Annotated in this window: 8 protein-coding genes, 2 tRNA genes and 2 rRNA genes (1 of these 12 cut by a window edge); 2 read left to right on the forward strand and 10 right to left on the reverse strand. The window is 58.0% G+C overall.

Going from position 1 to position 12,701, the window contains the following annotated elements; all coding sequences use genetic code 11:
* Positions 1-3: 3 nt before the first annotated feature.
* From LDL28_RS08760 to LDL28_RS08770, 3 genes are read right to left on the reverse strand one after another with little or no spacing between them, the layout of a single operon-like run.
* Complete coding sequence (locus LDL28_RS08760) at positions 4-633, reverse strand: SCO family protein (RefSeq protein ID WP_233058207.1); 630 nt, start codon at positions 631-633, stop codon at positions 4-6.
* Entirely contained in the window at positions 633-3,407 is a 2,775-nt protein-coding gene (gene polA / locus LDL28_RS08765; RefSeq protein ID WP_233058208.1) for a DNA polymerase I, read from the reverse strand. The genes LDL28_RS08760 and polA overlap by 1 nt, the downstream gene beginning before the upstream one ends.
* Positions 3,408-3,421: 14 nt before the next feature.
* A complete protein-coding gene (locus tag LDL28_RS08770; RefSeq protein ID WP_233058209.1) occupies positions 3,422-3,637 on the reverse strand; it encodes a zinc-finger domain-containing protein in 216 nt (71 codons plus the stop codon).
* 76 nt (positions 3,638-3,713) lie between these two features.
* Here LDL28_RS08770 and LDL28_RS08775 point away from each other — a divergent pair, with 76 nt between their 5' ends.
* Both LDL28_RS08775 and LDL28_RS08780 read left to right on the forward strand, forming a co-directional pair.
* The gene (locus tag LDL28_RS08775; RefSeq protein WP_370636378.1) at positions 3,714-4,796 is read left to right on the forward strand and encodes an alpha/beta fold hydrolase; all 1,083 of its coding nucleotides are present in this window, start codon (positions 3,714-3,716) and stop codon (positions 4,794-4,796) included.
* A gap of 48 nt (positions 4,797-4,844) precedes the next feature.
* A tRNA-Arg gene (locus LDL28_RS08780) sits at positions 4,845-4,921 on the forward strand.
* A gap of 181 nt (positions 4,922-5,102) precedes the next feature.
* Here the strand turns inward: LDL28_RS08780 and galE are convergent.
* The 7 genes from galE to LDL28_RS08815 form a co-directional block, all read right to left on the reverse strand.
* A complete protein-coding gene (gene galE, locus LDL28_RS08785) occupies positions 5,103-6,113 on the reverse strand; it encodes a UDP-glucose 4-epimerase GalE (protein WP_233058211.1) in 1,011 nt (336 codons plus the stop codon).
* A 150-nt stretch (positions 6,114-6,263) separates the two neighbouring features.
* Positions 6,264-7,493, reverse strand: coding sequence for a polysaccharide biosynthesis/export family protein (locus LDL28_RS08790; RefSeq protein WP_233058212.1), 1,230 nt, complete (start codon positions 7,491-7,493; stop codon positions 6,264-6,266).
* 120 nt (positions 7,494-7,613) lie between these two features.
* Entirely contained in the window at positions 7,614-8,750 is a 1,137-nt protein-coding gene (locus LDL28_RS08795) for a hypothetical protein (protein WP_233058213.1), read from the reverse strand.
* A gap of 48 nt (positions 8,751-8,798) precedes the next feature.
* On the reverse strand, positions 8,799-9,611 hold the full coding sequence (locus LDL28_RS08800) for an ABC transporter permease (protein WP_233058214.1): 813 nt from the start codon (positions 9,609-9,611) through the stop codon (positions 8,799-8,801).
* A gap of 464 nt (positions 9,612-10,075) precedes the next feature.
* A tRNA-Met gene (locus tag LDL28_RS08805) sits at positions 10,076-10,152 on the reverse strand.
* 20 nt (positions 10,153-10,172) lie between these two features.
* Positions 10,173-10,288 (reverse strand): 5S ribosomal RNA (gene rrf / locus LDL28_RS08810).
* A 110-nt stretch (positions 10,289-10,398) separates the two neighbouring features.
* Positions 10,399-12,701 (reverse strand): 23S ribosomal RNA (locus LDL28_RS08815); it runs 440 nt beyond the window's last position.

Consider the following 12,701-nt stretch of genomic DNA (forward strand, 5'->3'; position numbering starts at 1 on the left):
GGTTCAGTGCCGGGCCTGCGCATCCATGAGCTGCGTCATCCGCGCGGTGATCTCACCCGCCGTGGCGGTCGCGGGCAGGGTGCCCTCATACCGTCCCGTGGGGGACATGATCACGATCTGGGTCGCGGGGTCTATGGTGTAGTCACCATTCTCGCCCTCATGCCGGACATAGGGGGCGTGGTATTCCTTCGCCACCGCCTGGATCATCTTGGGCGAACCCGTCATGACCGTAAGCTGCGTGCCAAAGCGCAGGGCGTAGGTGCGCAGGTCCTCCGCCGTGTCGCGCATGGGGTCGAGGGTGATGAAAATCGGCACCGCCAGCCGCGAACGCTCACGCCCCAGCGCGGCGACGCCCTCCGCCATGGCCTTGGCCGTCGCGCCGCAGACCGTATCGGGGCAGTGGGTATAGCCGAAATAGATCAGCATCCACCGGCCCCTGAAATCGGTATCCAGCACGGAACCATCCGCCCCGTTGACCAGCCTGAACGAGCCGCCCACCGGGTTGCCATAGGAGACAAGCGGCACCGGCGCGCGGTCAAAGAGCCGGTAGCCCACATACCCGCAGATGGAGGAAACCGCCAGAATGGCCAACCCGACCAGAAGGAAAAACCGGTCACGTTCATTTTGCTTCATTAGTGTGCATCCGCCCAATTCGTTCCGGTCCCGGTTTCCACGACCAGAGGCACGCGAAGGGCCGCCGCGGATTCCATGACCTGCTTGACGAGGGCGGAAAGACGTTCGGCGTCCCCGGCCCGCACCTCGAACAGAAGTTCGTCATGGACCTGAAGGAGCATGCGTCCGTCAAGCCCCGCATCGGCCAGGGCGGCGGGAATTCGCACCATGGCCCGTTTTATGATGTCGGCCGCCCCCCCCTGCAACGGGGCGTTGATGGCCTGGCGTTCGGCATAATTGCGGCGCGCGGCGTTGCGATCCGCAATGCCCGGCACCCAGCAGCGGCGGCCAAAGGGGGTGGTGACGTAGCCATTGCGCCGCGCTTCCTCGCGCATCCGCTCCATATAATCGCGAATACCGGGATAACGGGCGAAATAGGCGTCGATATACCCCCGCGCCTCGCCCGGGGGGATGCCAAGCTGGCGGCCCAGCCCGAAGGCGCTGATGCCGTAGATGATGCCGAAATTGATGGCCTTGGCGCGGCGGCGGGTCAGGGGGTCCATCCCGTCCAGCGGGATGCCGAACACTTCGGACGCGGTGCGGGCATGAATGTCCTGCCCGCGCCCAAAGGCGTCGCGCAGGGCGGGAATATCGGCCACATCGGCCAGAAGCCGCAGTTCGATCTGGGAATAATCGGCCGAAAGCAGCACATGGCCGGGTGCGGCGACGAAGGCGCGGCGGATACGCCCGCCTTCTTCCGTGCGGATGGGAATGTTCTGGAGGTTGGGATCGTTGGACGACAGGCGGCCCGTTGTCGTGACCGCCATCTGGAACGAGGTATGCACCCGCCCCGTCGCCGGGTTGATCTGGTTGAGCAGCGCATCGGCATAGGTGCTTTTGAGCTTGGCAAGCTGGCGCCAGGCCAGAATCCGCGCGGGCAGGTCATGCCCCTGGTCGGCCAGATCCTGCAATACCGACGAATCGGTGCCCCATGCGCCCGATTTCATGCGCTTGCCACCGGACAGGCCCATTTCATCAAACAGGATCTCACCCAATTGCTTGGGGGAGCCGACATTGAATTCACGCCCGGCAAGGGTATGGATCTCGGCCTCGATCACGCCCATGCGCGACGCGAATTCGGTGGACATCGCCCGCAGGTCATCCGCATCCACCGCAATGCCCGCGCGCTCCATATCCGCCAGAATCGGGACAAGGGGGCGCTCCATTTCCTCATACAGCGCCAGCGCCCGGTTGGGCCGCAACTGCGGCCTGAGCACCTGCCACAGCCGCAGGGTCACATCCGCGTCCTCGGCCGCGTACGGCGTGGCGCGGGCGATATCCACCTTGGAAAACACGACCCGGTTGCGGCCCGTGCCCGTGACCTCATCATAGGGAATGGGCGCATGATCCAGCAGCAGGCGCGAGAGTTCATCCATCCCCTGCCCATGCTGCCCCGCCGACTGGGCATAGGAAATCAGCATGGTGTCATCAATCGGGGCGGGCTGGACGCTCCCGGCCTGTGTCAGCACCAGCAGGTCGAATTTCGCGTTCTGGAATATCTTGAGAACCGCGGCATCCCCAAACAGCGGCGCAAGGATTTCAAGGGCCACCTCCACCGGCATCTGGGCCGCGCACAGGGCGTCCATCAGGTCGCCTTCGTGCCCGAGGGGGATGTAGCAGGCCTTTCCGGGCCGGGTGGCCAGCGAGATCCCGACCAGCCGGGCCATAAGCGGGTCAAGGCCATCGGTTTCCGTATCGACCGCGCACACGCCATGGGCGCGGGCTTCGCTCACCCACTGGCGCAGCACTTCGGGGTCGGTCACCGTGTCATACGGGCCGTAAGGCTCCGCCGGGACTGGCGGCAGGACCGCATCCGGCGTGGCGGGAACCTCGGCGCCGGCCAGCGCGGGCGCATGAACACGTGGACGCGGCTTGAGCCCCATGCGCTGCAACAGGGAGGAAAACCCCATATCCGACAGCCATGCGCCCAGCCGCTCCATATCCACATCGCAGCAGGTCAGGGCGGAGAGCGGTTCGGGACAGGGCGCGTCCTCACGCAGGGTCACCAGTTCATGCGACAGGCGGGCCATCGCGGCATGGGCCAGCAGGTTGTCGCGCCGCTTGGACGCCTTCATGCTTTCCGCGCCCGCGAGTATGCCGTCCAGCGACCCGTATTCCGCCATCAGCGCCGATGCGGTCTTGGGGCCGATGCCGGGCACGCCGGGCACGTTATCCACCGGATCCCCGATCAGGGCCTGCACCTCGGCCACCTTGTCCGGCGTGACACCGAATTTGGCCAGGACTTCCTTTTCCCCGATCGGTTTCTGCTTGATGGGATCCATCATCATCACGCCGGGACGGATGAGCTGCATGAGATCCTTGTCCGACGAATAGATGGTGCACTGCCCGCCCGCATCGGTCGCCTTGCGGGCATAGGCCGCGATCAGGTCGTCGGCTTCCCAGCCTGCTTCCTCGATGGCGGGAACGCCGAAGGCGGCCGTCGCGTCGCGCACAAGGCTGAATTGCGGGCGCAGCTCCTCCGGCGGTTCCGGGCGGTGCGCCTTGTACTGCGCATACAGCTCGTTACGGAAGGTATGCCGTCCCGCATCGAATATGACCGCCAGATGGGTGCCCGCGTGTTCGCGCATGAGCCGCGACAGCATGTTCGTAAAACCATACACCGCATTGACGGGCGTGCCATCGGGGCTGGTCATGGGAGGCAGGGCGTGAAAGGCGCGGAAAATGAAACCCGAACCATCCACCAGGATCAGGTGAACCTGCGTGTCGCTGGACATGAATCAGGATGCGATCAGTGTTCGACACCTGCTGGCGCATCCGGGTTCAGCACGAACAGCCGCGAGCAGTAGGGGCAGAAGGTCTGGTGGTGGGCGATGCGCAGGAACACGCGCGGATGCCCCAGCGCGCCAAGCCCCCCATCACAGGACAGCGTGCGCGAATCGACGACAATGGTTTCGATCGTACCCAGGCGGGGGTGCGGAACGGGATCGTGGGACAGGGCTTGCATTTTAACGGGCCTCGGGTTGTTGTCCGGCTTGAATTTGCATGCTTTCGCCTATCGGTGGAGCATGCGCTTGGTCATGATGATACGCAGGATTGCCGTGCTTTCAAACATTCGCCTGTCACGGCTGCTTTATCCAGTGCTTTTTGTGCTGCTGGCAGCCTGCGCCACGCGGGAGTCGCCACCCCCCGCCCCGCCGGCGCGCCATCAGGCGCTGGGCCGCCTGGTCCCGGCGGACCGGCGGGTCGACATTCCGGGCATCGGAGATGTTCCGCTGCGCATCTGGCCCGCGCATGGCCCCGAACGCGCCGTCATTCTGGCGCTGCACGGTTTCAATGACAGCCGCGACGCATGGGAGCGGCCCGCGCCGGAGCTGAATGGCGCGGGCATGACCATCATCGCGCCCGACCTGCCCGGCTTTGGCCAGACAGCGCAACGGGGCGGCTGGGCGGGAACCGATAGCCTTGTGCGCACAGCCGCGACACTGGCCGCCACCATCGGGTACGAACATCCGGGCATTCCCCTGTACATCGTGGGTGAGAGCATGGGGGGCGCCATCGCCACCCTGCTGGCGGCACGGCCGGACGCGCCGCCGGTGGCGGGGTATATCCTGCTGGCCCCGGCCCTGTGGGATATGGATACGGGCACACGCACCCTGACCCATCTCATGGCGGCACTCGCCCCGCGCTGGCGGCTCAGCGGGCATGAACTGCCCGTGCATGTGACCGCGGCTGACGACATGCTGGCCCTTGCACGGCTGTATTACGACCCGCTGACCCTGCGCGACACCAGCACGGTCGCGCTGGCGGGGCTGACCGACCTCATGCACCAGGCGGCACAGGCGGCCCCCACCATGCACGGCCAGGTTCTGGTGGTCTATGGCGGCCATGACCAGATCATTCCCGCACCTGCCATGGCGAGCGCATGGCAGCGCATGCCGCCCGCCACACGGCGCGATTACATTGCCAATGGCTACCATCTCCTGCTGCGCAGCCGCGACGGGGGGGTGGTGACAGACGATATGATAAGCTGGATTCTGCAACGCGATACGTTTCTGCCCTCGGGCGGGGATCTGGCGGCCGCGGCATGGGCGACGGACCAGAAAGGCCATGCGGAGCCACTCCCCATCGTGCCGGGCTGGATGGACTGGTCCGCACCCCGATAATTTTTAGGGGTGGCGTTCAACGCATTCCCGATGTATGCAGGCGGGAATGGACTCGTAGCTCAGCTGGATAGAGCGTCGCCCTCCGAAGGCGAAGGTCGAAGGTTCGAATCCTTTCGAGTCCGCCATCCCATAATTCCGTCAGCCGTGCTTCTTCTGTTTGTATGCACAAGCAGGGCACCATCTTTTTTTAAAAAGATGGCGTTTTTTCAAAGCTTTTTAAAAAAAGCTTCACCAAAAACTTCCTTTTGATCTGGGGAATATTTCATAGGCAGTGTTTAGGCCATCTGCCCGGTATTTTGTGTCCGTTCATAGCACCGCTTTATTTTTCACGGGCAGGGACGCATAACCATCGGGATGTTTTTCAGCCCATGCTAGGGCTGTTTCCACTATGGAATCCAGATCATCAAAGGTGCTTTTCCAGCCCGTCTCACGTTGCAGCAAAGCAGAGCTGGCCACGAGAACCGCCGGGTCCCCTGCCCTGCGTGGCGCCCAGCGCCAGTCAAGGCGACGCCCTGAAACCCGTTCGATACTCTGCACGACTTCAAGGTTTGAATACCCTTTACCATTGCCAATATTATACGTAACGCTCCGCTGGCCGATCGCCCCCATGGCGGCGAGATGGGCGCGGGCCAGATCGGTTACATGCACATAATCACGGATGCAGCTTCCATCGGGCGTGGGGTAGTCGTTACCGAACAGATCGAGGGAAGGACGTTTTCCCAATACGGTCTGGATCGCCAAAGGAATGAGATGCGTTTCCGGCTGATGATCCTCACCTGCGCGACCCTGGGGGTCCGCCCCTGCCGCGTTGAAATAACGCAGGCACGCGCTACGCAGCCCATATAGCCTGTCAGCCCAGTACAGGGCCCGTTCAACCATGAGTTTGCTTTCGCCATAAGGGGTAGATGGCGAAATATGTGAAGTTTCCGAAATAATGGTATTGTCGGTATTACTGAACAGGGCCGCTGTGGAAGAGAAAACAAATGCCGGAACCTTATGCCGCACGGCCAGTTCGATCAGCGTCAGCGCAGGCGCGACATTCTCGCGCAGATACATGAAAGGCGCGCGCATGCTTTCCGCGACCAGGGAACGCGCCGCAAAATGCATGATCCCGTCCCAGGGGCCGTCGCCCAGAATGTCATCCACCAATGCGGTATTGGACAGGTCTCCCATAACAAACCGGGCTTCTGAAGGTACGGCCTGCCGGTGTCCGGTACTGAGATTATCCAGCACAACAACGTCATGCCCGGCATCCAACAGCATCAGGACAACGTGACTGCCTATATAACCTGCACCTCCAGTAACAAAAAACCGCATATTCCCTCATCTCGCACTAATCAATACGTATCAAAAAACAATATTTTACAAACACATTACTGAAAGCAGTAATGTTTTCCCTATTGTATATCCGTCAGGCAGACTGACCAGTTCAGCGGATATACCAATGACCCCTTATGCCCGCAGCAGTCAGTGGCTGACCCGACCAGCCGACATTCCCGGCGACATGAGGGTATTGATCAGGTTGAACGTCTTGGCGACCTTATTGGTCTTGGCATTGGCAATGTACAGTACATCCTTGTTTTTCATCGGAAAATGTTCAGCAAGGAAATAGCTGGCCGGGTTGATCATATCCAGTTGGTACACGATGGGCATCCTGGACTCCCCGGTCGTAACGGGCAGACCAAGACGCTGCGCTATATCGGCATCCTCATACCGGAACAGAAAGATGGCATTTGGATCGGCCTGACTGTCCGACGGCCCGCCAACACGCGCCAGGGCTTCGGCCAGATTGACAGTTGAAGTAGTGAAGGGCGTTTCCGTAACCTGATGCGCGGCGCCAAAGGCTGTAAAGCTGCGGGGTTCAAGAATAAGCTGAATGCGGTCTCCCGCCTGAAGCAGGATATTCTGGGCAGGATCCTGTTCCAGATCCCGCAGCGACGTTTCAGCCTGACTGCCATGCCGCTCGAGCCGCACAATCATGTCTTCAGGCTGCTGCATACTCCCGCCGGCAAGAGCTATGGCGTCGATCAGCCGTTCCTGATGGAGTGTCAGCGGGATACGACCGGAACGTTTGACCGCACCGTAAACAATGACCGAGTTTTCCAGGTCCGTCTGGATTTTCACCATAACCTGGGGTGATTGCGATTTACTCTTGAGGCGACTCTGGATTTCAGCCTCGATCTGCTCGCTCGTCAGGCCAGTAACATGCAGCAGACCGATATAGGGTAAGGTGATGTCGCCATTCCCATCCACCGGCACCGCGGAAATCAGGGTCGGCTTGGCCGTGGAGGAGGGAGCTGACGTGGTGGAGCCGGAGGTGAACACCCCCACACCCATTTCATAAATGGCAATATCCAACGAATCACCCGGTCCGACCCGGTCGTTGGGAAGCGACTTCACTGCCTCGCTGGCCAGCATGGAGAAGGAAGGGGGTCTTTCACTATTCAGCAATGTTATGAGATCGGGACTGATCTGTACGATTCCGTACCCGACCGAGTTTTTCTTGGGGTCTTTCTGGGCATGTTTGACTTCGGATTCCGTGGGGCCGCTATTGGGGAGCGTGTTGCATCCTGCAAGCCCCAGCCCAAGAATCATTATCGCCAGAATGGCACCCTGTGTGGAAGGCCTGATCCGTTTTTTATGGATAAGCCCCCCACCATGCGGAGCAGCAGGCAAAGCATGCAGCTTGTTTAGCATCGCGATAAAAATCTTCCCTCAGCCGATGGAGCCGAAGCGCCCCTGATACTACACGGATGCTGCGGTGTCTTCATTCCTGATGTCAGGCTCAAACACACCGCTCTTCAGGAAAACGCGCCATCAGATAGCATGCTCCTTGATGCCGGTGATCAAAAGACGGCCGATCAGAAGTGTCACCATGCCTCCCACGAATACGGCTACCACCATCAGCACGCCATGGGGATAAGTCGGGATGCTGGGCATATTCGGCTCGACAACCCGGACAATGTAAACCTGCTGCCGCAAGGCCTCTGCACGGGCAACCTGCAGTTCGGTCGCTGTCGCATTGTAATTGATCTGGGCGAATTCACGCTCCATCATCATCTCGTCATAATCGGATATGTTAAGGGCTATCTGTTTTTTATTGCCGACCATATCACGCTGCTGCTCGATCTGCTGATCGAGCGCATGAATCCGCTCCTTGATGGTCTGGACCTGGGGGCTGGCCGGGTCGATGTAACGCAGCATCTGACTTAACTGCGTATCCGCCTGGGCCAGTTCCGTCTGCAACTGTGCAATAAGGGAAATCCCCGCGACAGAGGATTTCTGGGGGTCGAGATCGCCCGTTTTTTGTCGGAACGCCGTCAGGCGCTGCTGGACCTTCCTGACCCGCTGCTCGGCCTCGGCCACTTCATCATCAGCAACACTGATCGTATTTTTGGATACCCGGGCGTTAAAGTCATTGATACGCTGCTCTCCCAGTTGCAGGAGGGTTCGCGTAATCTGTTCCGCGTCATCCGGCCGGAAGGCACGGACAGCCAGTGACGTCACCCCAGTGTCTTCATGAAAAATCACGTCAACATGACGAAGATAATATTTCAGCAGTTTTTCTGGCGGGGGAGAGGCCCAGAACAGACGGGAAATAAAATCCGTTCCCGGCCGACGAAAGATGCTCACCAGATCCAGGCGCTTCTGCAAGGCGGCAACGGCGTCATGGGACTTCATATAGGTATTGACGGCAAAGCCCTCAGCCAGTCCCGAACCGGCAGCGGCCATGCCCATGCCCGCCATCATACCCATTCCGGCACCACCGGACGAGCGCGAAGGCCGACTATCCTTCACTATAAAAACGGCTTCGGATTCGTATTGCCCTGTTGCAATGCAACTGTAGTAAAATGCCGCCAGTAACGTAGGCAACACGACAATAATGAAAAATGCTGCATGACGCCGCATAAAGGCGACCATATTCCCGTCGCCAGATGAATCCAGATTAGTCATACCACCTCAGTACGGGACAAATGCGAATAAAACATGGTCTTCAGAAAATTATCCAAGATGAACATCTTTCCTGACTGCCCGCAGGTATATCAGTCCAATTACACTCAGGATCATGCACCAACCTACAACATAGACCGGAAATGTATAATCACTGGTGTAATCCTGAAACTGCCCCTCCCGAATAAGCTCGAACGCTTCCGTCGTGGGCCACCATGACAAGTACCAGCGAAAAGGATCAGGCATGGTCTGCTGGATGCTAAAAGCGCCTGAAATCGGCATGCTCAGATAAGTCGCGGGATGAACCAGACGTTCAACCAGGGTGGATCTTTCACTCGCCGCGGCAATAATCATGGAAAGGCCGAAGGAAAACCAGAACAGTATGACTAGCCCGATCAACATAATTAACGGGCGTTGCGGCAGGAAACCATAATCCACTGCCTGCATCATAATCGACAACACCACAATCGCCAGAATGGTCGAGGCCAGTTCCAGAACAGCCCGTGAAAACAGAACATCGAAAATCGTAATCATCCGATGGTAAAGCAATGTTCTGTTACTTTCGATCGCATCGGATGCACGATTAATGATCGAACGAAACAGAATATAGCATGTATAACCCGAGATCATGAATGACCCCGTTGGCATTCCATAGTGTATAAATGGCCCGGATGTGAAATGCAGAATGGAAACACCAATAGTCAGTAACGCTGGCTCAACAATAAGCCACAAGAAACCAATATTATCCCTACCAAACCGCGTATGTAATTCACGCATGATAAGGGCGCCGATTACACGTGTCTGTACTTTCAGACCGTGCAGTAATTTTTGGGTTTCTGAATGTCGGGAAGAAACTTCAGTCATGCATCAGGCGCCACTCAGCTCCGTCGAGGCAGAGTAGCCTCGTAGATACCGATCATGATTACGATTTTACCCTGCACCTGATATCTCCAAATCACGCCAGGTTTGCGGTCTGCTCTAGACATGAAAACTGTAGTTTTGGCTTAATCTACTCTGGCTACCTTGTCGAGAGAGAACAGACGTTATCCGTATCATCATGATGCTTATCATACCTGGAAGATATTCGAACATAAAGCGCATATAGCCCTTCTCATGTTCATATAAACTATCCTTCCCCGCCAAGGTTCCAGGTCATGGATAACGAAGCAAACAGGCTGGTTATCAAATCAGAAAAAATCATCGGGACAAGAGATCGGGACAAACGTGCCAGTCCCGGAACCTGTCGTAAAGCACTACGCGGGATTCCTGGCACAAAAAAAGCCACCCGTGTGGGTGGCTTTTTCTTGTCTTTACAGACGGATAGGATTTGGTTGCGGGGGCAGGATTTGAACCTGCGGCCTTCAGGTTATGAGCCTGACGAGCTACCGGGCTGCTCCACCCCGCGATTGTGAGGGGGATTGGAAGACCTGGCGGCGACCGACTTTCCCGTGCCTTAAGGCACAGTATCATGGGCGCTGGGGTATTTCACGGCCGAGTTCGGGATGGGATCGGGTGGATCATTCCCCGCCATGGCCACCAGGTCATCCAGTCCCCCTGATTGAGGGGAGAGGATGTGGATGGGTTGGTGTGTTTTGTATGAGTGTTGAGAGTGGATGACTGCTGTGCATGTATGTTGCCACGATTGTGGCGATGGAATGAGCCTATTGGGCGATTAGGACCAGTTAGCTGCACGCATTACTGCGCTTCCACACCTGGCCTATTGACGTGATGGTCTATCACGGCCCTTGGGGAGACCTTGTTTTGAGGTGGGTTTCCCGCTTAGATGCTTTCAGCGGTTATCCCGTCCACACTTAGCTACCCGGCTGTGCCGCTGGCGCGACAACCGGTGCACCAGAGGTATGTTCATCCCGGTCCTCTCGTACTAGGGACAAATCCTCTCAAGTCTCCAACACCCACGGCAGATAGGGACCGAACTGTCTCACGACGTTCTAAACCCAGCTCACGTACCACTTTAATCGGCGAACAGCCGAACCCTTGGGACCTGCTCCAGCCCCAGGATGTGATGAGCCGACATCGAGGTGCCAAACCTCCCCGTCGATGTGGACTCTTGGGGGAGATCAGCCTGTTATCCCTAGAGTACCTTTTATCCGTTGAGCGATGGCCCTTCCACGCGGGACCACCGGATCACTATGGCCGACTTTCGTCTCTGATCGAGCTGTCACTCTCACAGTCAGGCGGGCTTATGCCATTGCACTCGACAGCCGGTTTCCGACCGGCCTGAGCCCACCATCGCGCGCCTCCGTTACACTTTGGGAGGCGACCGCCCCAGTCAAACTGCCCACCATGCAGGGTCCCGGACCTGGCTAACAGGCCTCGGTTAGACATCAGAAACAGTCAGGGTGGTATTTCAAGGATGGCTCCACCGGAACTGGCGCCCCGGTTTCAAAGCCTCCCACCTATCCTACACAGAATGTCTCTGATGCCACTGCAAAGCTGCAGTAAAGGTTCATAGGGTCTTTCCGTCTGACCGCGGGTACCCCGCATCTTCACGGGGAATTCAATTTCGCTGAGCCGATGCTGGAGACAGCGGGGAAGTCGTTACGCCATTCGTGCAGGTCGGAACTTACCCGACAAGGAATTTCGCTACCTTAGGACCGTTATAGTTACGGCCGCCGTTTACCGGGGCTTCAATTCGGTGCTTGCACACCTCCTCTTAACCTTCCGGCACCGGGCAGGCGTCAGGCCGTATACGTCGTCTCTCGACTTCGCACAGCCCTGTGTTTTTACTAAACAGTCGCTACCCCCTGGTCTGTGCCACCCACCAATGGTTGCCCACTGATGGGTCTTGCTTATCCCGAAGTTACGCAAGTAATTTGCCTAGTTCCTTCAGCATCGTTCTCTCAAGCGCCTTGGTATTCTCTACCAGTCCACCTGTGTCGGTTTCGGGTACGGTCTATATGCCAGAGCTATTTCCTGGAATGCGCCAAAAGCCGGATCAATCCGTTAAGACCCGACAACATATTGCATTCGTCACTTCTGGCAGGCCCGGGAATATTTGCCCGGTTTCCATCGACTACGGCTTTCGCCCTCGCCTTAGGGGCCGGCTCACCCTGCGCGGATTAACCTTGCGCAGGAACCCTTGGACTTTCGGCGACAGTGTTTCTCGCACTGTTTGTCGCTACTCATGTCAGCATTCGCACTTCCGATATCTCCAGAGAGGGTCACCCCGTCTCCTTCACAGACCTACGGAACGCTCCGCTACCGCGCATATCATAGATATGCACCCACAGCTTCGGCACGTGGCTTGAGCCCCGTTACATTTTCGGCGCAGGGTTTCTAATAGACCAGTGAGCTATTACGCTTTCTTTAAAGGATGGCTGCTTCTAAGCCAACCTCCTGGTTGTTTTGGAATCCCCACATCCTTTCCCACTTAGCCACGATTTAGGGGCCTTAGCTGGTGGTCTGGGCTGTTTCCCTCTCGACAATGGACCTTAGCACCCACTGTCTGTCTGCCTGGCTCATACTTCCGGGTATTCGGAGTTTGGTTAGGTTTGGTAAGGCTTTGGGCCCCCCTAGCCCATCCAGTGCTCTACCCCCCGGGGTAATACCAGACGGTCTACCTCAATAGATTTCGCGGAGAACCAGCTATTTCCGAGTTTGATTGGCCTTTCACCCCTAGCCACAGCTCATCCCCGACTTTTTCAACAGGCGTGGGTTCGGCCCTCCAGTGCGTGTTACCGCACCTTCAGCCTGGCCATGGCTAGATCACTCGGTTTCGGGTCTTCTGCCAGCAACTCGTCGCCCTGTTCAGACTCGCTTTCGCTACGCCTACACCTAACGGCTTAAGCTTGCTGCAAACAGAAACTCGCTGACCCATTATACAAAAGGTACGCCGTCACCCCATAAGAGGCTCCGACTGCTTGTAGGCATCCGGTTTCAGGTCTCTTTCACTCCCCTCATCGGGGTGCTTTTCACCTTTCCCTCACGGTACTT

The sequence above is a fragment of the Komagataeibacter sp. FNDCR2 genome (genome assembly GCF_021295395.1).
In the GTDB taxonomy this organism is placed as follows: domain Bacteria; phylum Pseudomonadota; class Alphaproteobacteria; order Acetobacterales; family Acetobacteraceae; genus Komagataeibacter.

Coding starts and splice junctions, on each gene's coding strand:
- LDL28_RS08760 (WP_233058207.1), bottom strand. CDS start 633: ATGAAGCAAAATGAACGTGACCGGTTTTTCCTTCTGGTCGGGTTGGCC.
- polA (WP_233058208.1), bottom strand. CDS start 3,407: ATGTCCAGCGACACGCAGGTTCACCTGATCCTGGTGGATGGTTCGGGT.
- LDL28_RS08770 (WP_233058209.1), bottom strand. CDS start 3,637: ATGCAAGCCCTGTCCCACGATCCCGTTCCGCACCCCCGCCTGGGTACG.
- LDL28_RS08775 (WP_370636378.1), top strand. CDS start 3,714: ATGATACGCAGGATTGCCGTGCTTTCAAACATTCGCCTGTCACGGCTG.
- galE (WP_233058211.1), bottom strand. CDS start 6,113: ATGCGGTTTTTTGTTACTGGAGGTGCAGGTTATATAGGCAGTCACGTT.
- LDL28_RS08790 (WP_233058212.1), bottom strand. CDS start 7,493: ATGCTAAACAAGCTGCATGCTTTGCCTGCTGCTCCGCATGGTGGGGGG.
- LDL28_RS08795 (WP_233058213.1), bottom strand. CDS start 8,750: ATGACTAATCTGGATTCATCTGGCGACGGGAATATGGTCGCCTTTATG.
- LDL28_RS08800 (WP_233058214.1), bottom strand. CDS start 9,611: ATGACTGAAGTTTCTTCCCGACATTCAGAAACCCAAAAATTACTGCAC.